Source organism: Pantoea brenneri (assembly GCF_038594305.1).
GTDB classification, from domain to species: Bacteria; Pseudomonadota; Gammaproteobacteria; order Enterobacterales; family Enterobacteriaceae; genus Pantoea; species Pantoea brenneri.
The window spans coordinates 1,323,176-1,337,849 of sequence record NZ_JBCGBG010000001.1 but is presented as its reverse complement, the minus strand read 5'-3'; the positions used below and the strand labels follow the sequence as shown (position 1 = coordinate 1,337,849).

Here is a 14,674-nt window from a genome sequence, read left to right as displayed (position 1 = left end):
CTTTAGTCGAGAAGGCGCCACGTTTATCGCGATATCCTGCACACAGTATAAGACACAAACCTGGCAAATTAATCCTTGTCCGAATAAAACACGGTGGGACGAAGCATAGACTGCGCAAGGTTAACAATAATTCAATCGGCAGAAAAAAAAGTGTCCCATTGCGTTATCTGTGCGCTATCTCTGAGAAAAAAACAAATTAATCATAGAATTAGCCCACGTAATTTGTCAGGCTAATCGCAGATGAATCGCACACCCAGCGGGGAAAAATCAATGGCTATGAAATCAGGACGTTATATTGGTGTGATGTCAGGTACCAGCCTGGATGGGGTGGATGTGGTACTGGCGGCGATTGATGATAATCTGGTGGCGCAGCAGGCCAGCTATTGCCATCCGATGCCACCCGAGTTACGTCAGGCTATTCTGGCGGTTTGCCAGGGCCAGAGCCTGACGCTCTCACAGCTGGGCCAGCTGGATACCCGTCTGGGCCAGCTGTTTGCTGAGGCGGTGCTGACGCTCATGAAACGCGAATCGCTGGAGGCGAGCGACGTGGTAGCGATCGGCTGTCACGGGCAAACCGTCTGGCATGAGCCGCAAAGCGACGCCCCGAACACCCTGCAGATTGGCGATAATAACCAGATTGTCGCGGCGACCGGCATTACCGTGGTCGGGGATTTCCGCCGCCGCGATATGGCGCTCGGCGGGCAGGGTGCACCGCTGGTACCGGCCTTCCACCAGGCGCTCTTGATGGATGCCACGGAGCGCCGCATGGTGCTGAACATCGGCGGCATTGCCAACCTCTCGCTGCTGTTTCCGGGTCAGCCGGTGCGCGGTTTTGACACCGGACCGGGCAACATGCTGCTGGATGCGTGGATCTGGCGCAATCAGGGCAAAGCCTACGACAAAGATGCCCAGTGGGCACGCAGCGGCACGCTGATCCCGGCGCTGCTGGAGGCACTGCTGCGTGAGCCATGGTTTGCGCTGCCGCCGCCGAAAAGCACCGGCCGTGAACATTTTAATCTCGGCTGGCTGGAGCAGCATCTGCGCCATTTCCCGGGACTGGCACCGCAGGACGTGCAGGCGACTCTGGTGGAACTCACCGCCATCACCATCACTCAGCAGGTGCAGCTCAACGATGGCTGCGATCGCCTGCTGGTGTGTGGCGGGGGCAGCCGCAATCCGTTGCTGATGGCGCGTCTGGCGACGCATCTGCCGGGCACGGAAGTGACCACCACCGATGCTGCGGGCATCAGTGGCGATGATATGGAAGCGCTGGCGTTCGCCTGGCTGGCCTTTCGCACGCTTTCCGGCTTGCCGGGCAACCTGCCAGCCGTGACAGGCGCGCGCGAAAAGAGCGTGCTTGGTGCGATTTATCCGGCTAATGCGCTTTACCGCCGCTGAGGCGGGAACGAATGAAACAGGGGCCGGGGGCCCCTGTGATTTTTGACGGGATCGGTCGGTATCAGGCTGCGCCAGAAAGATGGGTCAGATTGCGCACCCCGGTAATCACCGTAGCGACCATGGTTTCACGGCGGGTAATGACTTCAACCTGGTAAAACCGGCTGCGATAGGCGATGGAATAGATGATGGGATGGTATTTGTTGCCTTCACCGTAGCGCGAGTAGTGCGCTTCAAGCGCGCGAGTCGCGGCCAGGATATGGGCGGGTTCTTTATCACCGCGGATGATTTGCTTCATTCAGTTCCTCAAATGCTGTCCCTGGGAGTCACGTCGCAAGCATGGCGCGCTGCGTCGGCCTAAACACTGAACATCTGACTGCTAAACATCGATGATAATAACGAAATAATAATAGCTGACTGTGCAGCGGTGAGATGACAGTGAGATGAAGATCATCACCCGGTGCTGCTTATTTTTTAGCAGCACCAGGGCGATCCGGCAAGGCGGGGGAGATCAGATTCGTCTAAATCGCAGGGCGCGAGACTCTGTTTAGCGCTGGCTTTGGTTGTGGTTTCAGCTCTGGCTCAGTTCGGGCCAGGCAACCGGCGCGATGCCATTGAGTTTAGGTTTCGCGAACAGAAAGCCCTGGAACTGCGAAACACCCGCCGCTTCCAGCCACATCCACTCTTCTGGCTGTTCAATCCCTTCCGCAATAACCGAGATTTCCAGTGAGGAGCAGCATTTCAGAATGGCGTGAATGATCGCCTGTTTCGGGCCGCTCTTATGTACGCCACTGATGATGTTGCGGTCGATCTTAATCTTATCGGGCTGGATCCGGGTCAGTAGCGACAGGCCGGCAAAACCGGCACCGAAATCATCAAGCGCCAGGCTGATACCGGCTGCTTTTAACTGCTTGATCGCGGCTTCGAACTCATCAAGCCGTGAGATTACTTCGTTTTCCGTAAATTCTACCATGATCTGCTCAGGTACCAGCCCCTGCGCTGCAATCTCATTCAGCAGGAACGGCACCGCGTCAGGCACCTCGACCAGCGACATCGGCAACAGATTAATCGACAGCGTCAGGCCTTCAATGCCCAGCTGCTTTGCCTGAGCAAAGGCGATCTTTTTAGATCGGATATCGGTGAGATAAACCTCGTCGCGTGACAGTCGGGAGAAATAGTCGAGCGGCAGTTCACCCTGTGGGCCGCGCAGCAACGCTTCCAGCGACACAATCTCACAGGCGAAGGGATCGACAATCGGCTGAAAGGCAAAACTGACCTCATCAGAGACCAGCAGCGCCGCTTCACCGTCGCGCCCGGCGGATTCATCGTGGATAAAGGTCCAGCTGCTGGCGTCAGGGATCTCGAAATAGTTCTCTTTTTCGCGGGCTTCGACAAAGGTCCGCAGGAACTGCAGGCCGCGATCGGCATAGGTGAGCTGGAATTTGGTGGTGCATTTTGCCAGCACTGCCTCCAGCACCGTCTCTTTGTCATGTTGTCGCAGGTCGAACAGCTCCATGCCGACATTGCCGAACCGGCGTAATGGCGCATAATCGCGCATTAGTTCCACCAGATTATGATGACGCGGGTCCTGACAAATCCGGCTATATATCGCCTTTACCGCCTGTTCCGGGCCTTCCAGCACCTGAAAAAAGTGGGTGCCATTAAACAGCAGGATGCCGGTAATGCTGGATGATTCATTGATCTTGTTAGCTTTTACCGCCAAATCAAACAGTGATTTAACCGGAACATGCCCGGCGATATGGCTGCGGTAAATGATTGTCGACAACATAAAGGCTTCCGGATTTTTTGCTTTTGTCCGCACACATTACCAGAAGCTTTATCAGCGGTGAACGAGGCCTGGCTGCCTTTATTATTCCCGCCGTGATTTAGCCGTCGGCGGGCAGCACCGAATCAGCCACGCCGAGTGTGCGCTGCAGGAAAACGGTATCAAGCCAGCGGCCATGTTTGAAGCCGACCGACCTGAGTGTGCCGACCATTTCAAAGCCTGCCGCACAGTGCAGTGCGACCGACGCGCGGTTATCGCTATCACCGACGTTGGCAATCAGCTGTCGGTATCCCGCCTGTTCTGCCCAGCTAATGGCATGGCGCAGCAAACGCGAGCCGACGCCGCGCTGACGAAACTGCGGATCGATATAAATTGAGTCTTCGAGGGTATAACGGTAGGCGTGGCGCGGACGATAGGGCGCCAGATAGCAAAAGCCGAGAACTGCGCCGTCACCGACGGCAATAAACCACGGCAGGCCCGCCTGTTTAATCTTGTTCAGACGCTCACCGATCTCCGCCTCATCCGGCGGCACGGTTTCAAAGGAACCGGTACCGTTAAGCACATGCCAGGCATAAATCTGCTGAATCGCCGCAATATGACGCTCATCCGCCTCAAAAATTTCCATCTCCTGCCTCTTCGCTATTCTTTCCCAGGTGCGCTCAGTGAAAACCACCATAAGGCGCGCGCTTTCCCGGCGCAATATGCGCAGACCGAAGCATAAGTATTTCCTCTGATGGCCCCGCCAGCACTGTTAAGCGGGCAGGACTGAGATTATTTGCTCTGTTCAGTCCGGCTGATTATTCGCCATTAAGCCTATTCTGAAAACCGCGCGACTTTAATGATCCGCGCTGCGCTTACGGCTATTATCCTTCGCCGGGTCTCTGTTTAATAAAAAAGCAGAGCGGATGAAATTCGCCAGGGGAGACGCAGCGTGATGCGATTTGTTGATTTTCTTAATAGTAAGCAGGGGCTTCGTGAAGCAAGAAAACACTGCTTTGAATTAAATGGTGTGGTATTAGGCTATTTCACTGCGCTGTTTCTGCATGACAATCAGGTTATTTTCACCAAAGATGGCAAGCAGTGCGCCGTGCCTTATTATCTTGGGCCGGAACAGGAGCTGTTAAACCAGACGATAAATCCGAGAATTAAAAATATTCGTGTTATCTGACCTGTCAGCCTGCCCAGCCGTAATAGTCCTTCCGACGCAGAGCGAGTTTATTTGCCGCTGATACTGCCAGCGGCATAAATAGCCGGCTGGTTTAAAAGAGTCGGCTGAGAAAAAATGAACTTCGCCCCAGACGTGCTGCCGAAACAGAACAGAGTTTCTCTGTAACGAACTTTTACCCGCAGCGTGCGGGTTTTTTTTTGCTCTCACTTCGTGTGGCTTCTTGCGGGGCAAAAAACAGCAGCAGTAACGCGCTGGCGGCAAACAGCAGCAGGGCAATAACGGCACCCGCCGCGGCGTAGAGTTGACCAAACAGCAGCGATCCAATCACCTGACCGACAGCCAGCATGAAAAACAGGATACCGACGCCGGTAGCCGGCGTTTCTTCGGTCGCCTGCGCGCCCCATACCAGCAGCACGCCTGACAGCGTGACATAACCTGCACCGCAGCAGGCCACCGCAATCAGCAAGCCTGCTGAATAACCGTGGCTGAAGGCGATCATCAGCAGCGGCAGCGCCATGCCCAACAGTGACAGCCGGTAAACGGCGTTCATGCCGATGCGGGCCGCGACCGGTCCGGTCGCCGCGCCGGCAATCCCCGCACCGCCTGCCACCAGCCACAGCAGGCTGGTGGCAGCGGGATCGAGGCCGACATGCTGCCGCAGCAGGGCGGAGCCAAAGCTCCACCAGGCGGCGCTCGTCAGGCCTGAAACGAAGGCGATGGCGATCAGGCGCGCCATTGAACGGCGAAACAGTTGCTGATGCCACGGCTGGCGGCAACGGTGATCGACTTCAGTGTCACCGGGTAAAACCCGCATCACCGGCACGATACAGCTCAGCGCCAGCAGCGCGAACAGCAGGCAGGCGGCCCGCCAGCCACCCGGTAAAATGTTCAATATGGGCACCGTCAGGATAATTCCGGCGCTGGTGCCCGCATTAATCAGGGTATTAACCGGCGACTGCCGGGCGGCGCTCAGCCGCTGACTGACGGCGGCGGCCAGCGCCGGAGACGCCAGGCCGGAACTCAGGCCGGCGATAAACAGGCCCGCCGCCAGCCACAGCGGCGAAGTGGCACAGGCGAGCAGTACCAGACCGCTCGCCGCGCAGAGTGACGCCAGCAGCGCGACGCGACGCGCGCCAAACCGCTGCGCCAGCGAGGCGGCGGCCAGAATAGTCAGGCAGTAAGCGACAAAGCTGCAGGCGGAGAGCAGACCCGCCAGCTGCGGGCTGAACGGAATATCAGCCGAAATAGCCGGCAGCATCAGCCCCCATGAAAATCTCGCCATGCCATAGGTCACCGCAATCAGGCTAAATCCGGTCAGCGCCAGCGCGCCCGGCGATCTCATTGCGCTGCACCGTGCTGTTGCAGCAGCTGACTGGCGACCGTACCGGCCTGCTGAGCCGCGGCGGGACCGATCACCAGCGCCGAGGTAATTGCACCTTCAAACAGCATCCAGATGGCGTCGCTCAACAGCGGCTGTTCTTCTCCCCGCGCGACGGTGACGCAGTCGCTAATGTAACGACGCAGCGTGGCGCGAAAGGCCAGCGCCTGGGCAGCCAGCGCCGCATCCCGCTCGGCATACTCGCCCCAGGCTTTAAGAAAAAAGCAGCCTTTTGCCCCGTTCGCCTGTGTCCACTCGCCCAGAACCTGAAACAGACGGGCAATCGCTTCAGGCTGTTGTGGCATCCACAGGTCCGCCATAAAACGCTGCTCACGGGCATCCATCACCGCAGCGGTCAGCGCTTCCCGCGAACTAAAGTGATGATAAAGCGTGCGCGTCGAGACACCTGCCGCGCGGCATATCTGGTCGGTACTGGTGGCGTGAAAGCCGCTGGCATAGAACAAGCGCTCGGCCGCCTGAATAATATCGTTTCTTTTTTTCATAGTTTAAAAGTAAACCGATCTTTTTACTTTTTCAAGGCGAGAACGGATTTATCGCGTCCGCCTTAACTGATTAACCGCTAAGCCAGACGGCACTGCCGCTGAGTCTGATTAAGGCCAGCAGTTGAATGACTGGATAATTTTGCTTCAGTTCATCAATGCTCATAATTACCAGCCAGAGGCACGCTTTTTACCACAGCTGATTTAATCAAATTGATCTCTTCCACTGCATTGCTGAACAAGTCGTTGTTTTTAATATTTTGATTTTAAAAGATTATTTTATCAGTGGCTATCGATTGAAATCATTAGCATGCTGAATGAAACTGGCGACGGTGGGGCATAGAGGGAATTAACTCTTACTGGAGGACTAAAGCGACTCAGGCGTCTGAAAACGGCTAAATCCCAAAGTCAGTTTAACCGGTACAATAAAGTGGTTTTAAGCATAACTCTCAGTTAGTTTAATAAAGCTTCAGATAAAAACATAAGCCCTTACGAATTTTGTCGGTTTTTTTAAGATACATACAGCAACTATTAGGATGAATACCATGCTCAAAGCCAGTTATTATTATCTGTGCCCACGTCCCATGGGTGGATGGATTTTACACAAAGAAGGTTGCGTTAATCTGTTAAAAAGCGATAAGCGCGTGTTTATAGGCTCGCTTTATACCCGTCAGCAGGCATTAACCGTTGCGAAAATACATCACGCTAATGCCACCATGTGTAGTGTTTGCCTGAATAATTTTATCTGCCCGACCACCAGCAGTACGGCAATTAAGCCGGCGCGTGCCGCTACGCCAACCCGTCATACACCCAGACATTAATCCCGCTGTCGCTGATTATTGACGGCCTGGACCCTGCAGATAATAAAAAGCGCGGTGAAGCGCGGCAGTGATAAAAGAAAAAGGGCAGCGTATTTACGCTGCCCTTTTGATTATCTCCGTCAGGATATCTGTCAGCTCATTAAGCCTGTTTTGGCTGACCGTTTGACGCGGTAATACCGCCATCTACCGGCAGGTTGACCCCGGTAATATAAGCAGCATCCTCGCTGGCAATAAAGACAATCGCGCGGGCAATATCGTCCGCTTCCCCGGCGCGCCGTAACGGAATACGGTCGTAAAAGCGCTCCAGCAGTTCGGGGTTATCTTTCATATCTTCAGTCAAATCGGTAAAGGTGAAGCCCGGACAGATGGCGTTCACCCGCACGCCGTCAGCACCGTAATCCATCGCCAGCGCACGGGTGAAGTTAGTGATGGCGCCTTTAGCGGCGTTATAGATGCTCATGCCCCAGTCGCCGCCTAAGCCGGAAACGGAAGAGATGTTCACCACGTTACCTTTGCTGCGCAGCAGGGCGGGCATGAAGTAGTGTACGCCATGGAAAACCCCATCCAGGTCGGTTTTCATCAGCGTTTTCCAGTCATCAAGCTCGACCTCATGGATCCGGCCCTGCACGATCACTCCGGCGTTGTTGACCAGCACGTCAACCCGGCCATATTTATCCTGTACCGTTTCTGACAGTTGCTTCACCTGGTCAGCGTCAGAGACGTCACAGGCAGCGACCAGATGATCGCCCGCAGCCAGCCCGGCCAGGGTTTTTTCCAGTTTTTCGCGGGTTCTTCCCACCAGCACCACCGATGCGCCTTCTTCAGCAAAGCGTTTAGCCGCCGCTTCACCAATACCAGAACCGGCACCTGTCACAACCACAACCTTCTGCGTAAATCTTGACATTATGCCTCCTTGTCAGCATCAATATTGCGTGTTAATAACCGGTCAAGCCTGGCAGCCATGGTCAGAAACTCAAGCGCAGCGCGAAATGCGCTGCGCCTGGCTGCCTTGCTTAACGGCTAGGGACGTCTGAACAGGGCGAAGCTGCGCCCCTCCAGCTCGAAATCTTTCTCTTTGGTGATCACCAGACCGCGCTTCGCCGTGTCGCTGGTGGTCAGCTCCAGCACCCAGCCACCTTCACCAAACTGCGGAATACGGAACGGCACGTTGCCTTCAAATGGATTGAACAGCATCAGCACGTCGTGCCAGATGCCTTCCTCAGTCTGCAGATCCGGTCGCCCGATATAGACACCCAGCGTCGAACCTTCATCCCACTGTTCCGCCTGCTGGAAACCGCCACCGGCGTTGAACCACTTGATATCCATGCCGTCGCGCCAGTTTTCGCGCCGCAGCAGCGGCTGGTCAGCACGCAGCTTGAGGATCTGACGGGTAAATTCGCGCAGCGCCTCGGCGGATTCCGGCAGGTTATCCCAGTGCACCCAGGAGATCTCACTGTCCTGACAGTAGCCGTTGTTGTTGCCCAACTGGCTCCGGCCAAACTCGTCACCCGCCAGCAGCATCGGGGTGCCATGTGAGAAGATCATCGTCGCGAGGAAGTTGCGTTTCTGACGCTCGCGCACCGCGTTAATGTTCTCATCATCGGTCGGGCCTTCCGCTCCGTAATTGTAAGAACGGTTATCGTTGTGCCCGTCGTTGTTATCCTCGCCATTGTCATCGTTGTGCTTGTCGTTATACGACACCAGATCGTTGAGGGTGAAGCCATCGTGGGCAGTGATGAAGTTGACGCTGGCCCACGGACGACGGCCGCGCTGATCGTAAAGATCGCCCGAACCCAGCAGGCGAGCCGCAAAGTCGGTTGAGACGTTGTTGCCTTTCCAGTAATCGCGCACCGTGTCGCGGTACTGGTCGTTCCACTCCGCCCAGCCCGGCGGGAAGCCGCCAACCTGATAGCCGCCCGGACCAATATCCCACGGCTCACCAATCAGTTTTTTCTGCGACAGGACCGGGTCCTGCATCACTGCGTCAAAGAAGCCGCCGCGCGGATCGAACCCTTCAGGCTCACGGCCGAGAATGGTGCCGAGATCGAAGCGGAAACCGTCGATATGCATCGATTCAGACCAGTAACGCAGCGAATCCATTACCATCTGCAGCACCCGCGGATGCGAGGTATTAACCGTGTTGCCGGTACCGGTATCGTTGATGTAGTAACGATGCTGATCGGGCAGGGTACGGTAATAAGAGAAGTTATCGATGCCTTTAAACGACAGCGTTGGGCCCAGCTCGTTGCCCTCGGCGGTGTGGTTATACACCACGTCAAGGATCACCTCGATACCGGCATCGTGAAACGCCCGCACCATGTCACGGAAGCCCTGAATACCGCGCGGACCAAAGTAGCGCGTGGCGGGCGCAAAGAAGCCCAGCGTGTTGTAACCCCAGAAGTTTTTCAACCCTTTGTCCAGCAGATGCTGGTCATCCGGGAACCAGTGCACCGGCAACAGCTCAACCGAGGTAATCCCCAGACTTTTGATGTAGTCGACGGTAGATTTGTGGCTCATGCCGTCAAAGGTGCCGCGCAGTTCTGGTGGCAGCGCCGTATTGAGCTGGGTGAAACCCTTAACGTGGGTTTCATAAATCACCGTCTTCGGCCACGGCACGTTGGGACGGTTCTTGTCCTGCCAGTCGAACTCATCCGGATCGATGACCCGGCATTTTGGGGTAAACGGCGCGCTGTCACGGCTGTCAAAGGTCAGGTCTTTGTCTTCGTGATAAAGGTCATAGGCAAAGTGCGCCTCATTCCACTCAATATCGCCAGCCAGTTCACGGGCGTAGGGATCGAGCAGTAATTTATTCGGGTTAAAACGATGGCCATTTTCCGGGTCGTAAGGACCGTAGACGCGATAGCCATACAGCGCGCCCGGTTGTAGTCCTGGCACGTAGCCGTGCCACACTTCATGGGTAAACTCCGGCAGTTCCAGCCGGGCGATTTCAGTCTTGCCACTCGGATCATAAAGGCACAGCTCCACCCGCTCGGCATGCGCACTGAACAGAGCGAAGTTAACGCCCTGACCATCAAAATTAGCCCCAAGCAGATGGCTGTAGCCCGCCGTGATTTCAAAACGCTTACTGTTTGACATTTATGCCTCGTTATTCAATGACCAGATTGACGCGTTAAAAAAAACGTCCTGAAAGCGGACGATCACTGTGCCAGCAGCACTGCACACCAACCTGATGCGATGCTATCCAGTTGCAGCTGTTCGCCAGGCGCAATCTCTTTCCCGCTCAGTACATCACGGTAGCGGCGCTGGCTGAGTGAAGGCGGCAGGGCGATCGCGGTAGCGGCCCAGCGGTCTGCCGGTGGCTGATCGAGCGTCGCCGGCAGGTTGCTCAACACCAGCCGCGGAACCACCACAATCAATGCCTGATCCGGTTCGCAACGGGCAAATGCCAGCAGCCGATCCTGATGCTCACCGTGCACCGGCAGCGGCAGATAGTCACCGTGGCGGAACAGCGACGGATGTTGCTGACGCACCGCCAGCAGGCGGGCAATGGCCTGCTGATTCACCTGACCGCGCAGCCAGTGGCCGTCGCCCTCGTCATGCTGCGGCTGGTCCAGCATTGCGGCCAGTGCAGCAAAGTCAGGCTCGCGCCGGTTATCCGGATCGACCAGGCTGAAGTCCAGCGCTTCACTGCCCTGGTAAATGTCCGGCACGCCTGGCGCGGTGAGTTTCACCACCGTCTGGGTCAGGCTGTTAACCAGTCCGGCACGCACAAACGGGCGCAGGGCGGAGCAGAAATCGCGCAGGAAGGTGATATTGGCCGGTGCCAGCAGATGACGGGCATAGTCGAGTACCGCCTGTTCGTAGGCATCGTTATTGTCTGCCCAGTCGGTGCGTAATTTGGCTTCGCGCAGCGCTTTCTCGACGTAAACCACAAAGCGCGCTTCCAGTGCCGCCAGACCGTCGGCGTCCTCTGGCTGCAGGGAAGGCGGCCAGACACCGGCCAGCGCTTCATACAGCATCCACTCCACCGCCGGTTCCGGTGCCGGACCATCTTTCAGCGCGATCACCTGCCCGTGGTTCATCTCCCGCCAGCGTGCGACACATTCTGCCCAGCGGTCTGGCGCTTCGGTCAGGGTATACAAGCGGGCGCGGGCGTCTTCGCCGCGCTTGGTATCGTGGGTTGAGGTACCCGACAGCGCATCCGGCTGATGCTCACGTCGTGCCTGCATTTCGGCGTGGAACTGATCCGGCGAAAAGTGGCGCGCCAGCGGCTCGGCACCGACTTCGTTTAACGCCAGCGCCATGTGCTGACGGAAAAACAGCGTGTCTTCAACGGATTTCGCCATCAGTGGCCCGGTCAGCTGCTGAAAGCGGGTGCGGAACTGGCTGGCATCTTCAGCGGCAGCGGCTGCGACGTCGCCGCGCAGAATCCGGACCAGCAGGTCAAGTGCCTGCTCATCCGGTGCACTGGTGCTGGCTTTTACCTGGCTCACCACCTGTTGCAGCAGGGCGGTATCGGCCGGCGTCAGGCCCTGCGGCGTGCCGTAGGTGCGGTAGACCGGAAACGCCACCAGCAGCTCGCGCAGCGCATTTTTCAGTTTGGCTTCCGGCTGTGGCGCGCCATCGTGGCTGGCGATACCGAGAGCCAGTTGCAGCAGGCGGTTAAACTCGCCCGCGAAGTTGCGATTGGCCATCAGGAGTTTGGCGGCGCGCAGTTCGGCCTTCATGTCGACCGTTTTGCCAATCACCGCCTGATAAGCCTTACGCAGCGCACCAAGGTGATTACCGTCCACCAGCACGTTCGACAGCGCGGCCATAAATTCGTAACCGGTGGTGCCGGAGACCGGCCACGCATCCGGTAACTGCTCGTTCTCACCGAGGATCTTCTCGACCGTGAGGTAGCAATCAGGGCCTGCGGCCTGGCGTAACTGCTCAAGATAGCCACGCGGATCGGCCAGACCATCGACGTGGTCGACACGCAATCCCTGCACTGCACCGCTGTGCACCAGTTCGAGGATCAGCTGGTGTGCAGCGTCGAACACCGCTTTATCTTCGACCCGCACGCCCACCAGCCCGGTCACTTCAAAGAAGCGGCGATAGGAGAGGTCGTTGGGTGCATCACGCCACGACATCAGGCGCCACGGCTGCTGATCATGCAGCGCGGCAATCTGGTCCGGCTCGCGCAGGCCGAGCACCTCTTCCTCACGGCCCTGCCAGGTGTGCGGCGCCAGCGGGTAATAGTTATCGAAGTAGGCCAGCGCCGGTTTGCCGCTTTGCGGATCGCATTGCACGCTGATCTCGCCGTTGGCCAGCACTGTCTCAAAGCTGTCGCCAAGGAACGGCAGCGTCAGGCGACGTGACCAGTCAATGTCAAAGTAGTGGGCATAACGGCTCTGCTCACCGTTCTCGATGACGTCGCGCCACCACGGATTCTCCAGCGAGGCCGCCATATGGTTGGGGACGATATCGAGGATCAGCCCGAGTCCGGCCGCTTTCAGCGCCGCAGCCATGCGGTCAAAACCTGCACGACCACCAATCGACGGTTCGATCTGGTTAACGTCGGTGACGTCATAACCGTGGGTCGATTCCGCAGTAGCACTGAAGATCGGCGAAGCGTAAAGGTGGCTGATACCGAGTTGCTTCAGGTAAGGCACCAGCGCCGCAGCACGATCAAAGGTCATGCCGTTGCGGAACTGAATACGGTAGGTGGCGGTTGGGATGTTCATTGTGCGGCTCCTTTATCCAGACGAACCACGATCGCCTCCGGTGCCAGTTCGGGGGTCTGCTGCGGCCAGGCAAACAGGGTCTCGCCCGGCAGATCGGCGATCGGTTGCGGCTGGTCGCCGACGTTCAGCGCCAGTGACAGCGTGCCCTGCGGGAAGTCCCAGCGCACTGCCAGGAAACCGGGCGCGGTATTCACCACCCGACCACAGTGGCCGCCGGCGGTGTGCAGCAGCGGCACAATGTGTTGCTGGCGCAGCTGTAGCAGTCTGCGCGTCAGCGCCAGCCACTGCTGGCCTTCCGGCGTTTGCGGCTTATCCCAGTTCAGCTTCGAACGTTCAAAGGTCTGTGGATCGTTCGGGTCCGGCACGCTTTCACCTTCGTGACCGGCATGGCCTTCAAACTCTCGGGCGCGGCCTTCACGCACCGCTTTGGCCAGGTCGCCATGGAAATCGGTGAAGAACAGGAACGGCTGGGTTTCGCCATACTCTTCGCCCATAAACAGCAGCGGGATGTGCGGCGACAGCAGTAAGGTAGCCAGCAACAGCTGGGTACGTTCCACGCCGGCCAGGCTCACCAGCCTTTCGCCCTGGGCCCGGTTACCCACCTGGTCATGGTTCTGGATGAAATCGACAAAGGCCACCGGCGGCTGACCGCGGCTGTCAACACCGCGCGGCTCGCCAGACTGCTGCGACACCTCACCCTGATAAACGAAGCCTTCCGCCAGCGCCCGGGCAACCCGTTGTTCCGGTCGATCGGCGAAGTCCTGGTAATAGGCATGGTTTTCGCCGGTCGCCAGCACGTGGACCGCGTTGTGGAAGTCATCATTCCATTCGCCGGTAAACAGCGTTGCCTGACCTTTTTCATCGCGCGGATGCAGAAAGGTGACGTTACGGCAATCTTCGGTGGTGAGATGAATAGGTCGATCGGTAATTTCAGCCCGGATGCGCTCCGCAATCTCAATCAGCACATGTTTATCGGCCGGGTCTTCAATCTGATCAATGGCATCAAAGCGCAGGCCATCGAGATTAAACTCCTGCAGCCAGTAGAGCGGCGCTTCGGTGATGTAACGGCGCACCGCGTCAACGTCATAAGCGATACCCGCGCCCCACGGCGTCTGCCGTTCTTTATGGAAGAAGTCCGGCGACAGCAGCGGCAGATAGTTACCTTCCGGGCCAAAGTGGTTTAGCACGATATCCAGCACTACCGACAGGCCATGGCCGTGCGCCGCGTCGACAAACGCTTTGAAATCATCGGGCGTGCCGTAGGCGGAATGCGGTGCATACAACAGTACGCCGTCGTAGCCCCAGCCGCGATTGCCACCAAACTGCGAAACCGGTAACACTTCAATCATGGTGATACCGTTTTCCGCCAGCCACGGCAGCTTTTCAATCGCGGCCTGAAAGGTGCCCTGTGGGGTAAAGGTGCCGATGTGCAATTCATACACCACCGATTCCTGCCATGGGCGGCCTTGCCAGTCGGTGTTTTGCCAGACGTAAGCCTCAGGATCGATCACCAGTGACGGACCGTTGACTTCACCTTTCTGGCCGCGGGAGGCGGGATCGGGCACTGCGGTGCCGTCCGCCAGCACAAAATCGTATTCGGCGCCGGGGGCGACGCCGCTCAGCTGGGTTTCGAACCAGCCGTCAGGCTGGCGGGTCATCTCGATATCTTTGCCGGATAACCGCAGGGTGACGCGTTGCTGGCCCGTTGCCCAGAGACGGAAACGGACCTCATCGCTGGACACCCGTTCGGCGCCCCAGCTTTTAAAAAATGATTTGGATTCCATTCAGTTGCCTCGTTTAAGCTGGAAATGCGCAATGATCGCCATCGCGCGGAAATGATGCCGATGATGCGAGCTTCAAAAACATAAACATGTCAGCGAGACCAGGATGCCAAATGGGTTGGCGCGTCTCTTCAGCCAGGATCCTGGACTGGTAAACA

At 57.4% G+C, this 14,674-nt stretch carries 12 protein-coding genes; 3 read left to right on the top strand and 9 right to left on the bottom strand.

Annotated elements, in window-relative coordinates; all coding sequences use genetic code 11:
* The first annotated feature begins 276 nt into the window (after nt 1-276).
* Complete coding sequence (gene anmK, locus AABB92_RS06210) at nt 277-1,398, top strand: anhydro-N-acetylmuramic acid kinase (protein ID WP_031375727.1); 1,122 nt, start codon at nt 277-279, stop codon at nt 1,396-1,398.
* 61 nt (nt 1,399-1,459) lie between these two features.
* Here anmK and AABB92_RS06205 read toward each other — a convergent pair whose 3' ends face one another.
* The 3 genes from AABB92_RS06205 to AABB92_RS06195 all read right to left on the bottom strand — a co-directional run bounded on the left by AABB92_RS06205 (nt 1,460) and on the right by AABB92_RS06195 (nt 3,806).
* Nucleotides 1,460-1,693 carry a DUF4060 family protein gene (locus AABB92_RS06205; RefSeq protein ID WP_046288354.1) on the bottom strand — a complete coding sequence of 78 codons (234 nt, stop codon included), beginning with the start codon at nt 1,691-1,693 and terminating at the stop codon, nt 1,460-1,462.
* 273 nt (nt 1,694-1,966) lie between these two features.
* Entirely contained in the window at nt 1,967-3,184 is a 1,218-nt protein-coding gene (locus AABB92_RS06200) for a diguanylate phosphodiesterase (protein WP_031375729.1), read from the bottom strand.
* A gap of 97 nt (nt 3,185-3,281) precedes the next feature.
* Entirely contained in the window at nt 3,282-3,806 is a 525-nt protein-coding gene (locus AABB92_RS06195) for a GNAT family N-acetyltransferase (protein ID WP_031375730.1), read from the bottom strand.
* A 309-nt stretch (nt 3,807-4,115) separates the two neighbouring features.
* Here AABB92_RS06195 and AABB92_RS06190 point away from each other — a divergent pair, with 309 nt between their 5' ends.
* A complete protein-coding gene (locus tag AABB92_RS06190; RefSeq protein ID WP_031375731.1) occupies nt 4,116-4,349 on the top strand; it encodes a hypothetical protein in 234 nt (77 codons plus the stop codon).
* Nucleotides 4,350-4,521: 172 nt separating this feature from the next.
* On the opposite strand, the gene AABB92_RS06185 is transcribed toward AABB92_RS06190, so the two are convergent.
* Nucleotides 4,522-5,691, bottom strand: a complete 1,170-nt coding sequence (locus AABB92_RS06185) for an MFS transporter (protein ID WP_046288353.1) — start codon at nt 5,689-5,691, stop codon at nt 4,522-4,524.
* Nucleotides 5,688-6,230, bottom strand: a complete 543-nt coding sequence (locus AABB92_RS06180) for a TetR/AcrR family transcriptional regulator (RefSeq protein WP_031377851.1) — start codon at nt 6,228-6,230, stop codon at nt 5,688-5,690. The genes AABB92_RS06185 and AABB92_RS06180 overlap by 4 nt, the downstream gene beginning before the upstream one ends.
* A 542-nt stretch (nt 6,231-6,772) precedes the next feature.
* On the opposite strand from AABB92_RS06180, the gene AABB92_RS06175 reads away from it, so the two are divergent.
* Nucleotides 6,773-7,048, top strand: a complete 276-nt coding sequence (locus AABB92_RS06175; protein WP_031377850.1) for a hypothetical protein — start codon at nt 6,773-6,775, stop codon at nt 7,046-7,048.
* 139 nt (nt 7,049-7,187) lie between these two features.
* On the opposite strand, the gene budC is transcribed toward AABB92_RS06175, so the two are convergent.
* The 4 genes from budC to treZ form a co-directional block, all read right to left on the bottom strand.
* Nucleotides 7,188-7,952 (bottom strand): meso-2,3-butanediol dehydrogenase, encoded by a 765-nt coding sequence (gene budC / locus AABB92_RS06170; RefSeq protein WP_031377849.1) that lies wholly within the window; start codon nt 7,950-7,952, stop codon nt 7,188-7,190.
* Nucleotides 7,953-8,068: 116 nt separating this feature from the next.
* On the bottom strand, nt 8,069-10,144 hold the full coding sequence (gene glgX, locus AABB92_RS06165; protein ID WP_046288352.1) for a glycogen debranching protein GlgX: 2,076 nt from the start codon (nt 10,142-10,144) through the stop codon (nt 8,069-8,071).
* Between the two features lie 62 nt (nt 10,145-10,206).
* Complete coding sequence (gene treY, locus AABB92_RS06160; RefSeq protein ID WP_031377848.1) at nt 10,207-12,735, bottom strand: malto-oligosyltrehalose synthase; 2,529 nt, start codon at nt 12,733-12,735, stop codon at nt 10,207-10,209.
* Nucleotides 12,732-14,519, bottom strand: a complete 1,788-nt coding sequence (treZ, locus tag AABB92_RS06155) for a malto-oligosyltrehalose trehalohydrolase (protein ID WP_089561258.1) — start codon at nt 14,517-14,519, stop codon at nt 12,732-12,734. Before treZ ends, treY begins: the two co-directional genes overlap by 4 nt.
* Nucleotides 14,520-14,674: the final 155 nt, after the last annotated feature.

Coding starts and splice junctions, on each gene's coding strand:
- anmK (WP_031375727.1), top strand. CDS start 277: ATGAAATCAGGACGTTATATTGGTGTGATGTCAGGTACCAGCCTGGAT.
- AABB92_RS06205 (WP_046288354.1), bottom strand. CDS start 1,693: ATGAAGCAAATCATCCGCGGTGATAAAGAACCCGCCCATATCCTGGCC.
- AABB92_RS06200 (WP_031375729.1), bottom strand. CDS start 3,184: ATGTTGTCGACAATCATTTACCGCAGCCATATCGCCGGGCATGTTCCG.
- AABB92_RS06195 (WP_031375730.1), bottom strand. CDS start 3,806: ATGGAAATTTTTGAGGCGGATGAGCGTCATATTGCGGCGATTCAGCAG.
- AABB92_RS06190 (WP_031375731.1), top strand. CDS start 4,116: ATGCGATTTGTTGATTTTCTTAATAGTAAGCAGGGGCTTCGTGAAGCA.
- AABB92_RS06185 (WP_046288353.1), bottom strand. CDS start 5,691: ATGAGATCGCCGGGCGCGCTGGCGCTGACCGGATTTAGCCTGATTGCG.
- AABB92_RS06180 (WP_031377851.1), bottom strand. CDS start 6,230: ATGAAAAAAAGAAACGATATTATTCAGGCGGCCGAGCGCTTGTTCTAT.
- AABB92_RS06175 (WP_031377850.1), top strand. CDS start 6,773: ATGCTCAAAGCCAGTTATTATTATCTGTGCCCACGTCCCATGGGTGGA.
- budC (WP_031377849.1), bottom strand. CDS start 7,952: ATGTCAAGATTTACGCAGAAGGTTGTGGTTGTGACAGGTGCCGGTTCT.
- glgX (WP_046288352.1), bottom strand. CDS start 10,144: ATGTCAAACAGTAAGCGTTTTGAAATCACGGCGGGCTACAGCCATCTG.
- treY (WP_031377848.1), bottom strand. CDS start 12,735: ATGAACATCCCAACCGCCACCTACCGTATTCAGTTCCGCAACGGCATG.
- treZ (WP_089561258.1), bottom strand. CDS start 14,519: ATGGAATCCAAATCATTTTTTAAAAGCTGGGGCGCCGAACGGGTGTCC.